The sequence below is a fragment of the Kitasatospora sp. NPDC098663 genome, from assembly GCF_044760075.1.
Classification (GTDB): domain Bacteria; phylum Actinomycetota; class Actinomycetes; order Streptomycetales; family Streptomycetaceae; genus Kitasatospora.
Window position 1 is genome coordinate 200,083 of the sequence record NZ_JBIWAP010000009.1, and the last position, 14,956, is coordinate 215,038.

Here is a 14,956-nt window from a genome sequence, read left to right on the forward strand (position 1 = left end):
ATCTGAGCCGCCCTACGCCCGGGGCGGCTCTTCGTCTTCCCGAGGAACAGCGCCATCTCTCTCAATCCGAACCGTGCCAACGCCTTCCAGAACCCTGACAAGCTCGTCGGCCAGGCCCTGGCCAACCTGAAGGACTCCGTGGTCCTGGCGGGCATGTTCGACCGCCGCGCCGCGTCCGAGTTCGTCAACGCCACCGGCCAGGTCATCAACATCCGCCGCCCCGCCCGCCTCAAGGGCGCGGAAGAGCCGATCGACGCCAAGCGCAAGTTCAACGACACCTCCACCTGGATTCAGTCGGAGAACCTGAACGAGGGCCTGCTGACCGTCAAGCTCGACACCCACGCCTACAGCGCGGTCGACCTGTCCGACGCCGAACTCTCGCTCGACCTCCTGTCCTTCGGCGAGCAGGTCATGGTCCCGCAGGTGGACAGCGTCACCGAGCGCCTGGAGAACAAGGTCGCCACCGCGATGACCGAGTTCCCCGAGGTCGCCACCGCCGCGAAGATCCCCGTCGACCTCACCAAGGCCACCAGCGACGAGCAGGCCGGCCAGATGATCCGCAAGGCCCTGGCGCGCCTGCGCGTCCAGCTCAACCGGGAGAACATCCCGGCCGAGGGCCGCATGGCCGTGCTCGGCTCCGAGGCCGCGTTCTACCTGCTCAACGACCCGAACATCCTGAAGGCCAACGAGTCCGCCAACGGCGGCGCTGCGCTGCGCGAGTCGACCGTCGGCCGCATCCACGGCTTCACCCTGGTGGAGTCCACCAACGACAAGCTCAGCCCGCTGGGCGTCTACGCCTTCCACCGCAGCGCGGTCCAGCTCGTCTCCGGCTCGCCGTCGGTCCCGGAGTCCGCGAAGGGCGGCCGGCAGGACGCGAGCGGCTTCGCGCTGCGCTGGATCAAGGACTACAACTCCGGTGCGGCGATGGAGCGTTCCTTCCTGTCCTCGTACTGGGGCGCGACCCTGGTCACCGACCTGAAGAAGGGTGAGACCGACTGGTCGAAGCCCGCGAACATCGTCAAGGTCCGGGGTGTCAAGGTCACGTTCACCGGCGAGCCGAAGCAGTTCGCCCTGGCCGCGTGACGAGCGCTCTGACGGTCGACGCGCTGTTCGCCCGGCTCGGCAAGCCCGCTCCCGCCACCGGTACGCCGGACTGGGAGCGGGCGTGCGCCGCGCTCGAAGACGCCTTCTGGGTGATCGCCGCCACCGGCCACCCGGCATGGACCCCGCAGCGCCACCCTCCGGTGATCCGCACCCTGGCCCTGGCCGTCGCGGACCGCCGCTTCCGCAACCCCGAGGGGTACGTGCAGGAGCAGGCCGGAGAGGTGTCCTACCGGATGCCCGACGGCACGCCGATCGGCCTCGCCCTGACCCGGGGCGAGAGCGCGCTGATCGAGCGGGTGGCCGGCCGCGGTGGTCTCAAGTCCGTGCAGGGCCAACGCTCCGTGCTCTCGCGGGGCCTGCGCACCGGCTACCCCTACCCGGACCCCGAGGACAGTTGGGGGCTGGCGTGAGCCTGCTGGAGCGGGGCCGCACCCGCGTGACGGTCCACACGGTGGTCATGGCCGATGACGGCTACGGCGACCACCGGCCGGCACCCGGGCCGTCCAGTGCCTACTGGGCGTGGGTCGCCCCCGTCGGCGACGCCGCCGGTTGGCGCGCCCCGGTCGGCGCTCAGGTCGGCTGGTCCCCGCCCGTGCGCCGCAAGGTGGTCCTTCCGCCGAACGTCGTGATCGACAAGTGGTCCGCGCTGGAGTTCGCCGACGACGGGGACCCCGGCACCCGCTGGGCCGTGGTCGACGCCCCCCGCGCCCACCACGGCGCGTCCGACCGGATGAGGTTCGTGACCGTGATCGTGGAAGGAGGCGGGCAAAGTGGCGGAGATCCGTCCTGACGCTGACTCCATGGTCGCCGCCCTGCCCGGCGTGATGGGCGCCCTCAAGCTGGAAGCCGAGGAACGAGCGGCCCGCGTCGTCGCGAAAGCCGCCCTCCACATCGAGACCGGCGAGTTCATCGCCGGGATCAAGGTGCGCCGCCACGCCAAGGGCTACGCCATCGTCAACCTGGACCCGCTGGCCGCCGACAAGAACTGGGGCGGCTTCAACCACCGCGCCGGGCGCCACGTGGACGGCATCCACGCGATGGAGGCCGCCCTGTGGTGAGCCGCGAGCCGTACCTGATGCCCGACTCCGAGCGCATCGTCATGGACGCGCTGCGCACCGTCGTGCCGGAGCACCGCTGCGCGGTCTACCTGCCCACCGACTGGCAGCTCGCCCTGCGCACGTCGGGCGGCCTGGTGATCGCCCGCCGCGTCGGCGGGGTGATGAAGGACAAGCGCTTCATAGACGAGGGCATGTTCACCGTCCAGACCTACGCCACCAGCCGCGCGGACGCCTCCCTGCTCGCCCGCCGGGCCCGCGCCGGTCTGGTCCGCCTCACCTTCGAGCAGTTCGGCAACGCGGACGGCTACCTCTCCCGCTTCAGGGAGGCCACGGGCCCGTTCATGACCACCGACCCCATGACCGAGGCCCAGACCGGCTTCTTCCGTTTCTCGGCCAACTACATGATCGCTACAAGGCCCCGCTGAGGGCCGGAAAGGAGTCAGCTTGGCTGCTGACGACGCCCCGGTCCTGGTACCGGGCACCGGATACATCTACGTCGCCCCGCCGGGCACCGCGCTGCCGGACCTGAAGGCCGGGCTCGACCCGAAGGACTCGACCAAGTGGGGCCCGGCCGGGCTGAACTGGAAGTCCATCGGCAACACCTCGCTCGACAACGGCATCGAGATGAGCGTCGACGGCGACGAGCCGGAGGTGCTGGGCTCGTGGCAGAACAAGAGCCTCAAGACCACCGACCCCGGCAAGACCTACGCGGTGACGATCAACCTGTCCGACTTCACCGCGGAGTCCTACAAGCTGTACTACGGCACCGACAAGGGCCTGGACAGCAAGGGCCTCTTCTCGATCCCGACGTCCCCGAGCGCGCAGAACCGGGCGCTGATGATCGCGGCCGTGGACGGCGGCAAGGCCGTCGTGTGGCACTACCCGAAGACCAGCATCATCGGCGCGGACGCGGTGACCATGGACCCCTCCGCGCTCGGCGAAATGCCCGTCAAGGCCACCGTCGTCGCCCTCAACCAGGCGACCCCGCTCGGCAGCGTGACGCCAGTCTTCGACCTGGCCGCCGGCCTCCAGGCACCGGCTGCCTGACCCGCCCGGGGGCGTACGTCTCGCTACGAGATCACGAACTGCTGCTTGGGGCTTGCCTTGTACGCGTTGATCGAGGCCATCCAAGAACTGACACGCAGTTCGAGCTTGTCCCCCTTGGGGATCTTGCCCGACACGTTGACATTCGCGTAGTCGACCTTCGAGATGTGGCCTCCGGCTCCCGTGTCGGCTTCGTTGGACTGCTTCCAGCCTTCGCGCTCGCCGCCGTATTCAAGCCAGGCGGTCATCCGGCCGGGCGAGGGAAGATTGACCCCCACTTGGCCGGAAACGGTGTACCCGCCCTCGCCGTCCCATGTCAGCGTGCCGTTGAATTGCGCCGAGCCGTAACTGCCACGGTCCACGCTGAACCCGACGGGCGTGGACCCTCCTTCGGCGAGGGTCGTCGCACCGACATTCGGTGCCACGGCACCGAATGCGAGTGTCGTCCCCAGCGCGATCGGAACTACCCTGCGGGCAAGCATTTTCGCCAACATATTCGACCTCCCTCATGGGCAGAGTTCCTGCCCCTGGAGGACACCGTAGGGGTGGTGTCACATTCGCGACAATCACCCGGGAGAGGGACGAATATTCGGCCACATACCAGATAGGACAATCTGATATTCCCGCACCTTTGCTGCTGATCACGGCGCGAACTGTGCGTCACTCGGCAGGCAATCACCATCAGTACGCCAAGCGCAGCTACGTATATCTCAACACACCACCCAGCTAGGAGAATTTCCCCCTGAGCACCACCCTGGATTTCGCAGTTCTCGCCGCCGAGGCCGAGCGCGCACACACCGGCAAGGGCCTGAAGTTCACGGCCAAGAACGGCAAGAAGCTGCGGCTTCGCCGGATCGAGGCCCTGCCCGGCAAGGACCTGACCGCCTCGCTCGCCCTGCTGGACATCGTGCAGTCGCAGAAGGTGTCCAACGAACGCCGGATCGAGGCGATGTCCGCGCTGCTGGTCTCGGTGGCCTCCGACAAGAAGGCGATGCGCGAGTCTGTGGACGCGCTGCCGCTGCCGGAGCAGATGAAGATCCTTGAGGGCTGGATGGCGGAGGCCGCGCCGGGGGAAGCCGCAGCCTGATCAGGCTGCTGGACGAGCACGGCGCGCAGGTCACCGCCGACCTGCGCCGCTACTGCGGGGTGGACGTCCTGGACTTCGTCCGGGGACGGCACTCCGCCCGCTTGATCCTCGCCCTGATCGGGACGCTCCCCGACGACTCGGCGACGCTGGCCGCGATGCGCGGCGGCCGTGAGGCCCTGGGCTGGGACGCCAAGGCGTACGTCCTGGCGGACCTGGTGGACGCCGTCCAGGCGCTCACCCACGTCCAGGTCGCCAAGGCCGCCAAGAACCCGCGCACCGTCGAGCGCCCCAAGCCCTACCCGCGCCCGTACGCCAAGCGCGCCCGCCGGCCTTCCGGCGGAAACCCCTTCGCCCAGGCCCTCCAGCGTGAGGTCGGCGAGGGAGGGGGTCCGGCCATCGCCGAGCCTCAAACCCCCCTTGCAGAAACGTTCCGCCTTCCGGCGTCCGTGCTCGCGCGCTCCGCCGCGCCTGCCCGGTCCGCGCCGGTCCGACTCACGTAGGAGGTGAGCCTGTGGCCGGTCCCGGCGGCAAGGAGGCCGGACGCGTGCACGTGCGCGTCCTGCCGGACACCTCGGACTTTCGCAGAAAGCTCAAGGACTACCTGGAGATGCTGGAGAAGTACACCAAGCTCTCCGTCAAGCTCGATCTTGACACCACGGGCGTGAACGCCCGGCTGCGCGAGCTGACCCACGACCGCAACGTCCGGGTCAACATCGTCGCCGACACCGGCGAGGCCGCCGCCCGGATCGCCGCTCTCACCCGCGAGCGACGAACCCGGGTCGGTGTCGACGCCGACACCGGCCCGGCCGAGGCCCGGGTCCGGGCGTTCACCGGCCGCCGCTGGCGGCTGGGGATCAACGTCCACCTCGCCCGGGGCGGCTTCGAGCGGGTCAAGTCGGGCCTGTCGACCCTCGGTTCGGGGGTCGCCGACATCGGCCGCAACTTCGGCCGGCTCTTCACCCTCTCGATCGAGCAGACGGCCTCCGCCCTCCAGGGCATCGGGTCGGGCATCGCTTCGGCCGCCCAGGGCACCCTGGGCATGGCGGCCGGGTTCGCCCAGTCCGCCGCCGCCGCGCTGCCGCTGCTGGTGCTGGTCACCGCCATCGCCTCCTGGGTGACGGTGGTCGCCTCCGGGCTGATCGGCGTCCTGGCGCTGGCGGCGCTGCCGGTCCTGCCGCTGGGCCTTGCGGCCGTCGCGGCGGCAGGCGACATGAAGGCCCTCGGCAAGAAGGCCGAGGAGGCGATGCAGGCCGCCAGCGAGGCGCTGAAGCCTGCAACGGCGCTGATGCGCGACCAGTTCGGTGGCGCGGTCAAGGACGTCACGGCCTGGTTCAAGCAGGCCGAACCGCAGCTCAAGGCCTTTTTCGACTCCGGGGCGCAGTTCGTACGCCCTATGGTGAAGTCGATCCTGGACTTCACGGACGTCCTGTTCCCCAAGCTCACCGAGGCGATGGCCTCGCCGGGGATGAAGGCGTTCACCGACCAGCTGCCGGTGGCGCTCGTCGGCATCGGGGCCGCCTTCGGCGACTTCTTCATCACCCTGTCCAACGGCGGGGCCCAACTCCAGCTCATCCTGGGCCCGCTGGTCGGCCTGCTCGACGCCTTCCTTCAGGGGATCGCCTCCCTGGCGGTCGCCTTCGCGCCCGAGATCGCCGCGTCGATCTCGTGGTTCGCGGACACGCTGCGCCAGTTCTTCGACGCCTTCAAGGACAACGCGCAGGCGACCGCCGCCCTGATGCGGCTGGTCGACCTCGGGCTACGCGCGCTGGTGGTCGCCTTCGCCTTCACGATGCGAGCCTGGGACGACCTGGCGACCGGGGCCGTGGCTGCCTGGCACGCCGTCCAGGCGGCGTGGGACGGGCTGACGTCCGCCACCTCCGCAGCCTGGTCCGCGGTGACCTCCTGGACGGCCTCCACCTGGGCGTCCGTGACCTCCGCCGTCTCGTCGGCGGCCCGCTCCGCGGGCTCGGCCGTGGCGTCGGCCTGGGGCTCCGTGACCTCGTGGACCGCCTCCGCCTGGGGGTCCGTGACCTCGTGGACCGCCTCGTCCTGGTCGTCCGTGACCTCCACCGTCTCGTCGGCCGCCTCGTCCGTGGGCTCCGCCGTCTCGACGGCCTGGCACAACGTCCAGTCGTGGACGTCGTCGGCGTGGAACTCCTGTACCAGCACGGTCAGTTCGGCATGGTCGAACATCGCGAGCGGAGTGTCGTCCGGCATCTCGACCGTGGTCTCGTACGTGGCCTCGCTGCCGGGCAAGATCGTCTCGGCGATCGGCGACCTGGGCTCGCTGCTGTTCGACAAGGGCAAGTCGGCGATCCAGGGCCTGGTCAACGGCATGAAGTCGATCTCCGTGACGGGGGTCGTCTCCAGCATCTTCGGCTCGCTCAATCCGTTCAAGTCCGCGCCCGCACCGGCCACTTCGGCCGCAGCTCCGCGCTCGCTGATGGCCGCGCCGATGATGCTGGCCGCGATGCCGGCCGCCGCCTACGCGAGCCCGCTGGAACAGGCACTTCGCCCGGTCGCCTCGGGGCTGCGCTCGCTGGACACCTACGGCTACGGCCAGCGCGCCGCCGCCGGACTGCGCCACCCCGACACCGCGACCAAGGCGGGCCGGGAGCGCTACGGCCCGGCCATCACCGTCAACGCCCGCACCAACGCGGACCCCCACGAGATCGGCAAGCAGATCGCGTGGGAGCTGAAGACCTCCGGGAGGTAGCAATCGGGGCTCTCTCCCCACCCTTCATCGGCGACGTCACCGCCCACACCGCCCGCGTCTTCTTCACGAAGACGCCGGGCGCGTGGACGGACATCGAGACCACCAACACCGCAACGGGCAAAGCCCACTACGACGGCGAGGACCCCGACTGGCCGGGCACCGCCCTGGTCGGCGACCGGGGCCCGCTCGCGGACGACCCGCCGCTGGAGCCGGACACCGAGTACCGGGTGCGCTACCACTGCGCCGGCCCCGGCCTGGACGCCTGGTCGGACCCGGTCGTCTTCCGCACCCTGCCGGACCTGCCGCCCCCGGCGATGCCGGACACCGGCCCCCAGCCCAGCGCCCGCAACCCCTACACCGCCGCCCCATGGACGGCCAGTTGGGGCGGCCTGCTGCTCGGTGAGAACTCCTCCATCGTGCTGGAGGAGGTGGCCGGCCTCCTGGACGCGCCCGACGTGCGCACCTCGGACGCCGAACTGCTTCAGCGCGACGGCCTCACCCCGGGCACCGACTACATGGGCGCCCGCACCGTCACCCTGACCATGCTGGCCCTGGACGACCACGAGCTGCCGGACCTGCTGGCCGCCTTCGCCCCCGGCGGAGCCGAGCGGCCGTTCTCGTTCGCGTTCCCCGGCATCGCGGGCGGCAAGGCCCGCATCACGGCCCGGGTCCGCAAACGCGCCGTCACCGTGGACCGCGACTTCCACGCGGGCCGCCGCCGCGTCACCGTCGAACTCCTCGCCACCGACCCCCGGCTGTACTCCGCCGACGAGGCGCGGGCGACCGTGGCCGTGGCCGTCCCCCGGGGCGGCCGGCCGATCTTCCCGCTGACGTTCCCGTTCGACATGGGCAGCGGGCCCACCACCCGGGCCGCGCCGGACATCGACAACCGGGGCTCGGTCGACACCTGGCCCGTCATCCGGCTCACCCCGGCCACCGGCGAGATCCGCGACCCGTCGCTGACCCTCGTCCACGCAGGGGTCCGCCAGCGCTTCGCCGTCCGGGGGCTCCGGGTCGGACGCGGTGACGCCCTCGTGATCGACATGGGCCGCCGCCGCATCACCCTCAACGGGGCCTCGCGCTTCGGGCAGGTCGACCCGGGCTCCGCCTGGTTCGCCGTCCCGCCCGGCGCGAGCACCGTGCAACTCGACGTACTCGAAGGCCCCGACGGGGTCACGGCGGACGTGCTCTGGCGCTCCGCCTGGATGTAAGGACCCCACCACTCTTGGCAGTTGAACTCCGCGCCCCCCTGTTCATCCAGCAAGGCAGGTACGACGCGCTCGACCTGCGCACGATGATCGGCGGAACCCGGGGCGCCCACGTCGGCGTCGCCGGACCCACCGCCCTCCTGGTGGAGAAGGTCGACAACCCCACCCCCCGCGTCAGCATCAGTGCGGGCTCGGTGTGGCTGCCCGACGACATCGCCGTGTCCCACAAGGGCGCGGTGCACTTCGCCAGCCTGGAAGCCTCCGTCCAGCTCCAGTGCTCCACCCCGAAGGCCGGGGAGGCCGCCCGCCAGGACCTCGTCGTCGCCTTCGCCGACCCGGACAGCCTGCCCGCCGGCCCCCTGCTGATGGATATCCGCACCACCGCGGACCAGTACATGCAGCCCGTCACCTTCACCGCCGACGGCACCCCGTACGCCACCGCCGCCTCCGGCACACAGGTCACCAAGGAGGGCGCGCGCGGCTGGTCGATCGCCGTCCTCGCCGAGTCCACCCCGGGCGCCAGGGACTGGCCAGTGCCCTCCAACACGGTGCGCCTGGCACTGGTCTCCATCAACCGGACCGGCATCACCGGCATCGAGGACATCCGCTTCGTCCCCGCCGGACAGCTCGACACCACCCCCCTTCGCCACCTGCGCACCGCCGGTGCCCAGGGCATCGCCCAGGCCGCCACCGGAGCCCCGGCCGGCAGTCTCGTCTACGACTCGGCGACCGCCGCCCTGCACAAGGTCACCGGCCCCGGCACCACCGCCCCCCTCGTCCCCGGCGCGGTCCGGCTGGACGCCGTCTACCAGGCGGGAGACGGATCGTGGGGCGACGACGGCTGGCACGTCTTCACCGCTCCAGCGGCCCCCTACCCCCGGCTGGTCACGGTGAACTTCGAGGCGACCTATCGCGGAGAGTTCGGCGAGGGCTGGATCATCCCGACGCTCGTAGGCCACGGCGAACGCCGCCGCGCGGGCCGCCCGCAGTACACCAAGGCCGGTGACACCCGCGACGCCCGGGGAAGCGCCACCATCCGGGTGCCCGCCGGAACGCCGCTGGAAGTCTCGGCGACCTGTGCCCCGGAGTACACGCTGAACAACAACGTCAAGCTCTCCGCCGCCTGGACGTCCTACGCCGATGCCATCGTCACCCTGGCGGCCTGATGGCGGAGGCTACCGACTACCGCGTGATCCTCTCCGAGTTTAAGGGCAGCCGACTGCTGGCCGAGCTGCCCGTCTCGGCCCTGAACTACCGCTCCATCCTCAACGCCCCCGGGGCCGCGTCCTTCACCGTGCCGCTGGCCGCCGAACCGCTCGCGGGCCTGGACTGGTCGCTGATCTCGCCGTGGCGCATCATCGCCCACGTCCAGCGCGGCAGCCGCGTCCTGTGGGGCGGCCCGCTGCTGACCTGGTCCGTGGACCTCGCCGCCGAGAAGATGACGCTCGGCTGCGTCGGCCTGTGGGACTACTACCGCAGAAACACGATCAACCTCGGATACAGCACCGGCACCACTCCGCGCGAACAGACCACCATCGCCCGCGAATTGATCCAGCAGTTCGCCGACAGCCCCTCGCCCGTCGCCCCCGGCCGGTCCGGCTACTGGGGCAGCAACGGCCCCGGCGCGCTCACCTTCGACCCCGACCTGACCACCATGGCCCGGGAACGCACCTACCCATGGTTCGAGTGGAAATCGGTCGGCGAAGCGGTCGAGCAGTTGGGCGCGGTGATCAAGGGCTTCGACTTCCGCATCGACCACGACTGGGACGTGGACGCCCACGTGATCCGCAACCGCATGAGGTGGCTGTACCCGGCCGGAGGCGTGGACACCGGCATCGTCCTGGAGCACGGCACCAACTGCACCGTCACCTCCGTCACCAGCGACGGCGACCAGATGTGCACCGAGACCGGCGTCAACGGGGCCGGAGAAGGATGGGGCCAGCTCAAGAGCTGGTGGTACAACGGCCCGCTCGAAACCGAGGACGGCCGCCGCATCCCCCGCCTCGCGTCCATCGCCACCAACAACTCGGTGGTCAGGACCGAAACACTTACCGCCCAGGCCGAGCGCATGACCGCCGTCGGCGCGTTCCCCCTCATCGTCCCCGAGATCACCCTCCACCCCGGCGGCGAGTACTCCGCCGCCGAACTGCGCGTCGGCCACCGCATCCGCGTCCGCGCCCGCACCACCAACTGGCCCGGAATCGACGCCGAGTACGTGATCCAGGAGATCAACACCAAGGTCGCAAAGTCCGGCGAGGAGACCAACCTCTTCCTCGTCCCCGTCACGATCTTCGAGCGCGTGGACGACTGGGTGCGCGGAGAGCTGGAGATGGCCGCATGACCGTCTACGGCCGCCCCACCCTGGCGGACGAGTTCCAGGGCATCGACACCCGCCTGTCCGCCATGGAACGCACCGCAAGCGCCCTGGGCGCGGTGCTCCCCATGACCCCCTACCGCCCCGGCCTGGACGTCGACACCACCTGGCGCGCCGCCGCCACCATCCCCACCGCAGGCATCGTCCACCCCGTCCTGCGCCTGGACTGCCGCGTCTCCACCAAGCAGGGCGCAGGCCTCTGGCTCCGTCTCTTCGACGTCGACAAGGCCCGCCCCGTCACCGCGGAATGGCAGTACACCGGCGACGCACTCAACAACGGCTGGGTCAGGCTCGACTGGGCCTTGCCCACCGGAGGCGGCCAGCCCGGCGAGTGGCAGCGCCTCCTCCTCCAGACCCGCACCGACATCGAAGGCGGAGGCACCGTCGACCCCGGCGTGGCCATCGCCCTCCCGTTCAACCAGGCCCCCGGCGCGACCGAGGCCGGCATCTGGACCCCCGTGCCGATCCCACCCGGCTACGCCTGACCAGCGTTGGCCGGAAGTGGGTCGCCACGGTCGAAACGACAGCCCAGTTTGGTTAGTTGAATGTGATGCTGTACAGGATGCTGTTGCTGGAGGGCTGCTGGGAGGCTTGGAAGGATCCGAGCGGTACGCTCCACCACTGGCCAGACACGGTGTCATGCCAGCTCACGGTGAGGCGGTAGATGCCCGAGTCGACGCGCTTGTACCAGTCGTTGACGAGGAGATAGCTGCCACTACGCGACCCGCCGTGCACGCCGTCCCACGTGAAGCACTGGTAAGCCCCGCTGGGGCCAACGATGTCCATGGCTCCATTGCTGCAAGATCCAGGCCCGTAGATCTGAGCGGACGCTGAAGTCGCAGTGGCGAGGCTGATGCTGGCCATACCCGCCACGAGCGCTGCCACGAGGGCCTTTCGTCCATTGCGCATTGAGTGCTCCCTTTCCGGTGCTCTAAGAGCATGACGGCAGAGCCCTCCGCTCCCCGTCGCTTGACAGTGAGCCTAGGACTTCATAGGCCACGCCAAGAGACAGAAACCGGTCATATACATACCATCGTCCCTGCCCGAAATCCCGGGCGGGGCCTTTTTGTTGAAAGGACCTGCTCCATCTCCCGCGATGCAATGATCACCGAGGCCCTGCGGTGGGCCGACCAGAACTACCGGGGCAGCCTCTCCCCGAACGGCAAGTACTACGACACCCCCTTCGGCAAGTGGTACGCCCCGGGCTTCAACCACGAGCCGTACTGCGACATGTTCGCTTCCTGGTGTGCCGACAAGGGCGGCGAAGCCGCAGCCGTCGGCCGTTTCGCCTACTGCCCATCGCACGTCCAGGCATTCCGTAACAAGGGCCAGTGGTACGGCAGTTCCGCCGCCTTCAAGCGCGGCGACATCATCTTCTTCACCTGGGACGGCGGCCCCACCGCCGACCACGTCGGCATCGTCCTGGAGGACTGCGACCCCGGCCAGAGCGTGAAGACCGTCGAGGGCAACACCGCGAAGGGCGACGGCGCGGGCCAGGGCTCCGGCGGCTACGTCGCCCGCAAAACCCGTCCCCGCTCCGTCGTCCTCGGCGTCGGCCGCCCCGCCTTCACCTCCGGCGGCACCAACAGCGGTACTGAAACCAGCACAGGCACGCCGACCGGTCAGCCCGTCACCATCAACGGTCTGCCGTACGGCCCGGGTGCGCGCGGCGAGCACATCACCGCCGTGGGCCGAGCCCTGGTGCGCGCGGGCTGCTCCCGCTACAAGGAGGGCCCCGGGCCGGTGTGGGGCACCGCCGACACCGCGTCCTTCCGGGCCTGGCAGCTCAAGCTCGGCGACACCGACAGCGCCGACGGCATCCCCGGCCCTCGCCAGCTCGCCCGACTCCTCACCGAGCACGGCGACGCTCCCGCACCGCAGCAGCCCGCCACCCGAACGATCACCGTCCGCCGGGGCATGACGCTCGGCGGGATCGCCGTCGCGCTCGGCACCACCGTTGCCGGGCTGCTCTCGCTGAACCCGCAGATCGACAACCCGGACCGGATCACCGAGGGCCAGCAGCTCACCGTCCCCGCCGCCACCGCGACGCCCACGGCAGCCCCGGCCACCGAGGCACCCGCCCCGGAGGCGACTCCGGCCCCGGCTCCGGCCGAGCCCGAACAGCCCGTCCCCAGCCCGGACCCGCTGCCGTCTCCGGCCCCGGGCGCGGCCACCCACACCGTCACAGCCGGCGACACCCTCTCCGCCATCGCCGCCCGCTACGGCGTCGGCCTGGACGCCGTGGTCAACGCCAACCCCCAGATCGCCGACCCGGACCGGATCGAGGTCGGCCAGGTCGTCAGCCTGCCAACCGCCACCGCCGGAGCCACCGCCGCGCCGGTCCACACCGTCGTGCCCGGTGACACTCTGTGGGGCATCGCCGCCTGCTACCGCGTCACGCTGGAGGCCCTGGTCGCCGCCAACGCCGCGACCGTGGCGAACCCGGACCTGATCTTCCCCGAGCAGTCGATCGTGATCCCCGACGGCTCCGCCCCCGTCCCGCGCCCGGCCGCCCCGAAGGCCCCGACCCCGAAGGCCCCGGCCCCGGAACCTGCCGCGCCCGCACCGGCCGAACCCGCCCCGGCCCCGCCGGTCGAGCAGGTGGTACCGGCCACCCCGAGCACCAGCTACTCCAACGACCTCGCCGGGTGAACCGAACAGGCCCGGGACATCCTGCGCGCCAACGGCGACCTCGTCCCCAGCGCGGCGGCGATCGAGCACCGCGTGATGGTCGAGTCCGGGGGCAACCCCAAGGCGGAGAACCACTGGGATTCGAACGAGGCACTGTACGGCGGGACGTACGGCCTCCTCCAGACCATCCGGCCCACATTCGACACATACTCGCTGCCCGGCCACCGCGACATCCTCAACCCGGTGGACTCGATCATCGCCGGGGTCCGCTACGCGAACGCGACGTACGGCTCGTTCGAGTCGATCGCCTGGAACTCAGGGGGGTACTGATGGCCGAGGACGAGCGACTGAGCGGCGTGGTCATCGGCCCCCGCGAAATCTACGACACGCTGGTCGAGGTCCGGGAGGACGTCCGCTCGCTCGCCCAGAGCAGCGACGCCGTGGACCAGACGCTCCGCGACCACGAGGACCGCGTCCGCGCGCTGGAGCGCTGGCGCTACGGCGTCGTCGCCTCCGGACTCGCCGGAGGCACCGCACTGATCACTGACGTCGTCGCACGCCTGAAGGGCTGACCACCATCGACAACCTGAAGACCTGGATCACCGCCAACCCGGTGAAGACCCGCTCCGCCGTCGTCGCGCTGCTGACCGCGCTGGGCACCGTCGCGCCCAAGCTCGCCGGGATCGAGACCAACGAAGCCGTCATCGGCCTCCTGCTGATGGCGGCCACAATGGCCGCCGGCCACTCCGCGGGTAAGCGCGTCGTCACCCACGAGACCGACGCCGCCAACAGCGAGGCCGCCCGCGCCGAAGCCCTCACCGAGTGCTGCGCCTGCCCGCACCCCGCCCCCGTGCTCGGCACAGACGAGATGAAGCCGAAGCGATGAACCCCCGCCCCGACCTGCCCTCGGACAGGTCTGGGCCTTTTCTCGTCCCCGGGCCGCCGTGGTGGAATGGATGACCGGGACCGTTGGTTGCACAACGATCCCGGTTGATCTGAGAGGAACCCATGCCCCCACGCAAGAAGGCCGCCGCCCCCGGCTGGCAGGCCGTCCCCGGCGCACAGGCCGTGATGGACAAGGCCGTGCCCCTGGTAGCTCCCGCGAGGGAGACCCGCGACTTCGGCCCTCTCGCGGAGGTGGTGTTCGAGACTGCGTTGATCTTTCCGAACTCGAAGGGACTCCCGGATCTCCGTCGGGAGAGCTACGCCGCGCGACAGTGGATGTCAGCGCTTCTGGACGCTGCGGGAATCAAGGCGCCGCCGATGTCCCCCAAGGAGGTCCGGGACGCCGTAGCGAAGGACCGCCAGAGCATCCTTCAGGCCATTCGGGATGCGCTCTCGCCGGTTCGAGTGGCGTACGTCTTTTCGCTGGACGAGCGTCCCGAGGAACTGGCCGCGCGCTTCCCGGGTTTCTCGTCGGCCGCCGAAGTCTTCGCCTACTACAAGATCATCCCCAAGGCCCAGAGCACGATCCGGGCGGAGAACTACCACCGTCGGGCGGCCCTCCAGAGCATCGGCGCGGTTCTGGACCCGGAGGCCGGTGACGATGCCGTGGTCCCCCCGGCTCGCACGGTCGCGGTGGTGCAGAGCGTGCACCGCACGGTTGCGGCGCTGGCCCCGGCATCGTTCGAAGGGCTCGACCCCGCCGTCCTGGCCCAGCTTCGCCGGGAACTCGCCGAGACCCGCGCGGCGCTGCTCGCGCTGGAGGACTCGCTGAGCTGACACCCGCACCCC

The 14,956-nt window shown here is 70.4% G+C and carries 20 protein-coding genes; 18 read left to right on the plus strand and 2 right to left on the minus strand.

Features of this window, described 5'->3' with window-relative positions; all coding sequences use genetic code 11:
- The first annotated feature begins 54 nt into the window (after nt 1–54).
- Genes ACIQVZ_RS12655 through ACIQVZ_RS12680 form a run of 6 tightly spaced genes read left to right on the plus strand, consistent with a single transcriptional unit; the run spans nt 55 to nt 3,209 of the window.
- Nucleotides 55–1,083, plus strand: a complete 1,029-nt coding sequence (locus tag ACIQVZ_RS12655; protein WP_402449467.1) for a P22 phage major capsid protein family protein — start codon at nt 55–57, stop codon at nt 1,081–1,083.
- Nucleotides 1,080–1,514 carry a hypothetical protein gene (locus tag ACIQVZ_RS12660; protein ID WP_402449337.1) on the plus strand — a complete coding sequence of 145 codons (435 nt, stop codon included), beginning with the start codon at nt 1,080–1,082 and terminating at the stop codon, nt 1,512–1,514. The genes ACIQVZ_RS12655 and ACIQVZ_RS12660 overlap by 4 nt, the downstream gene beginning before the upstream one ends.
- The gene (locus tag ACIQVZ_RS12665; protein WP_402449340.1) at nt 1,511–1,894 is read left to right on the plus strand and encodes a hypothetical protein; all 384 of its coding nucleotides are present in this window, start codon (nt 1,511–1,513) and stop codon (nt 1,892–1,894) included. The genes ACIQVZ_RS12660 and ACIQVZ_RS12665 overlap by 4 nt, the downstream gene beginning before the upstream one ends.
- Nucleotides 1,875–2,162: a DUF5403 family protein gene (locus ACIQVZ_RS12670; protein ID WP_402449342.1), complete on the plus strand. Its 288-nt coding sequence runs from the start codon at nt 1,875–1,877 to the stop codon at nt 2,160–2,162. Before ACIQVZ_RS12665 ends, ACIQVZ_RS12670 begins: the two co-directional genes overlap by 20 nt.
- Nucleotides 2,159–2,587 (plus strand): hypothetical protein, encoded by a 429-nt coding sequence (locus ACIQVZ_RS12675; RefSeq protein ID WP_402449344.1) that lies wholly within the window; start codon nt 2,159–2,161, stop codon nt 2,585–2,587. Before ACIQVZ_RS12670 ends, ACIQVZ_RS12675 begins: the two co-directional genes overlap by 4 nt.
- A gap of 19 nt (nt 2,588–2,606) precedes the next feature.
- Nucleotides 2,607–3,209 carry a hypothetical protein gene (locus tag ACIQVZ_RS12680; RefSeq protein WP_402449346.1) on the plus strand — a complete coding sequence of 201 codons (603 nt, stop codon included), beginning with the start codon at nt 2,607–2,609 and terminating at the stop codon, nt 3,207–3,209.
- Nucleotides 3,210–3,232: 23 nt separating this feature from the next.
- Here ACIQVZ_RS12680 and ACIQVZ_RS12685 read toward each other — a convergent pair whose 3' ends face one another.
- Nucleotides 3,233–3,700: a hypothetical protein gene (locus ACIQVZ_RS12685; RefSeq protein ID WP_402449349.1), complete on the minus strand. Its 468-nt coding sequence runs from the start codon at nt 3,698–3,700 to the stop codon at nt 3,233–3,235.
- Between the two features lie 413 nt (nt 3,701–4,113).
- On the opposite strand from ACIQVZ_RS12685, the gene ACIQVZ_RS12690 reads away from it, so the two are divergent.
- Genes ACIQVZ_RS12690 through ACIQVZ_RS12720 form a run of 7 tightly spaced genes read left to right on the plus strand, consistent with a single transcriptional unit; the run spans nt 4,114 to nt 11,076 of the window.
- Nucleotides 4,114–4,293: a hypothetical protein gene (locus tag ACIQVZ_RS12690; protein ID WP_402449351.1), complete on the plus strand. Its 180-nt coding sequence runs from the start codon at nt 4,114–4,116 to the stop codon at nt 4,291–4,293.
- A 59-nt stretch (nt 4,294–4,352) separates the two neighbouring features.
- Nucleotides 4,353–4,793, plus strand: coding sequence for a hypothetical protein (locus ACIQVZ_RS12695; RefSeq protein ID WP_402449353.1), 441 nt, complete (start codon nt 4,353–4,355; stop codon nt 4,791–4,793).
- 44 nt (nt 4,794–4,837) lie between these two features.
- On the plus strand, nt 4,838–7,009 hold the full coding sequence (locus tag ACIQVZ_RS12700; RefSeq protein ID WP_402449355.1) for a hypothetical protein: 2,172 nt from the start codon (nt 4,838–4,840) through the stop codon (nt 7,007–7,009).
- Nucleotides 6,982–8,220, plus strand: a complete 1,239-nt coding sequence (locus ACIQVZ_RS12705; protein ID WP_402449357.1) for a phage distal tail protein — start codon at nt 6,982–6,984, stop codon at nt 8,218–8,220. Before ACIQVZ_RS12700 ends, ACIQVZ_RS12705 begins: the two co-directional genes overlap by 28 nt.
- 14 nt (nt 8,221–8,234) lie before the next feature.
- On the plus strand, nt 8,235–9,383 hold the full coding sequence (locus ACIQVZ_RS12710) for a hypothetical protein (RefSeq protein WP_402449359.1): 1,149 nt from the start codon (nt 8,235–8,237) through the stop codon (nt 9,381–9,383).
- Nucleotides 9,383–10,558: a hypothetical protein gene (locus tag ACIQVZ_RS12715; RefSeq protein ID WP_402449361.1), complete on the plus strand. Its 1,176-nt coding sequence runs from the start codon at nt 9,383–9,385 to the stop codon at nt 10,556–10,558. Before ACIQVZ_RS12710 ends, ACIQVZ_RS12715 begins: the two co-directional genes overlap by 1 nt.
- A complete protein-coding gene (locus ACIQVZ_RS12720) occupies nt 10,555–11,076 on the plus strand; it encodes a hypothetical protein (protein ID WP_402449363.1) in 522 nt (173 codons plus the stop codon). The genes ACIQVZ_RS12715 and ACIQVZ_RS12720 overlap by 4 nt, the downstream gene beginning before the upstream one ends.
- 52 nt (nt 11,077–11,128) lie before the next feature.
- Here ACIQVZ_RS12720 and ACIQVZ_RS12725 read toward each other — a convergent pair whose 3' ends face one another.
- The gene (locus tag ACIQVZ_RS12725; RefSeq protein WP_402449365.1) at nt 11,129–11,377 is read right to left on the minus strand and encodes a hypothetical protein; all 249 of its coding nucleotides are present in this window, start codon (nt 11,375–11,377) and stop codon (nt 11,129–11,131) included.
- Between the two features lie 315 nt (nt 11,378–11,692).
- Here ACIQVZ_RS12725 and ACIQVZ_RS12730 point away from each other — a divergent pair, with 315 nt between their 5' ends.
- The 5 genes from ACIQVZ_RS12730 (at nt 11,693) to ACIQVZ_RS12750 (ending at nt 14,944) form a co-directional block, all read left to right on the plus strand.
- Entirely contained in the window at nt 11,693–13,243 is a 1,551-nt protein-coding gene (locus tag ACIQVZ_RS12730) for a LysM peptidoglycan-binding domain-containing protein (protein WP_402449368.1), read from the plus strand.
- 75 nt (nt 13,244–13,318) lie between these two features.
- Nucleotides 13,319–13,552, plus strand: coding sequence for a transglycosylase SLT domain-containing protein (locus ACIQVZ_RS12735; protein ID WP_402449469.1), 234 nt, complete (start codon nt 13,319–13,321; stop codon nt 13,550–13,552).
- Entirely contained in the window at nt 13,552–13,794 is a 243-nt protein-coding gene (locus tag ACIQVZ_RS12740) for a hypothetical protein (RefSeq protein WP_402449369.1), read from the plus strand. Before ACIQVZ_RS12735 ends, ACIQVZ_RS12740 begins: the two co-directional genes overlap by 1 nt.
- A gap of 41 nt (nt 13,795–13,835) precedes the next feature.
- Nucleotides 13,836–14,108, plus strand: coding sequence for a hypothetical protein (locus ACIQVZ_RS12745; protein ID WP_402449371.1), 273 nt, complete (start codon nt 13,836–13,838; stop codon nt 14,106–14,108).
- A gap of 122 nt (nt 14,109–14,230) precedes the next feature.
- Entirely contained in the window at nt 14,231–14,944 is a 714-nt protein-coding gene (locus ACIQVZ_RS12750) for a hypothetical protein (protein ID WP_402449374.1), read from the plus strand.
- Nucleotides 14,945–14,956: the final 12 nt, after the last annotated feature.

Coding starts and splice junctions, on each gene's coding strand:
- ACIQVZ_RS12685 (WP_402449349.1), bottom strand. CDS start 3,700: ATGTTGGCGAAAATGCTTGCCCGCAGGGTAGTTCCGATCGCGCTGGGG.
- ACIQVZ_RS12715 (WP_402449361.1), top strand. CDS start 9,383: ATGGCGGAGGCTACCGACTACCGCGTGATCCTCTCCGAGTTTAAGGGC.
- ACIQVZ_RS12720 (WP_402449363.1), top strand. CDS start 10,555: ATGACCGTCTACGGCCGCCCCACCCTGGCGGACGAGTTCCAGGGCATC.
- ACIQVZ_RS12725 (WP_402449365.1), bottom strand. CDS start 11,377: ATGGACATCGTTGGCCCCAGCGGGGCTTACCAGTGCTTCACGTGGGAC.
- ACIQVZ_RS12730 (WP_402449368.1), top strand. CDS start 11,693: ATGATCACCGAGGCCCTGCGGTGGGCCGACCAGAACTACCGGGGCAGC.
- ACIQVZ_RS12735 (WP_402449469.1), top strand. CDS start 13,319: ATGGTCGAGTCCGGGGGCAACCCCAAGGCGGAGAACCACTGGGATTCG.
- ACIQVZ_RS12740 (WP_402449369.1), top strand. CDS start 13,552: ATGGCCGAGGACGAGCGACTGAGCGGCGTGGTCATCGGCCCCCGCGAA.
- ACIQVZ_RS12750 (WP_402449374.1), top strand. CDS start 14,231: ATGCCCCCACGCAAGAAGGCCGCCGCCCCCGGCTGGCAGGCCGTCCCC.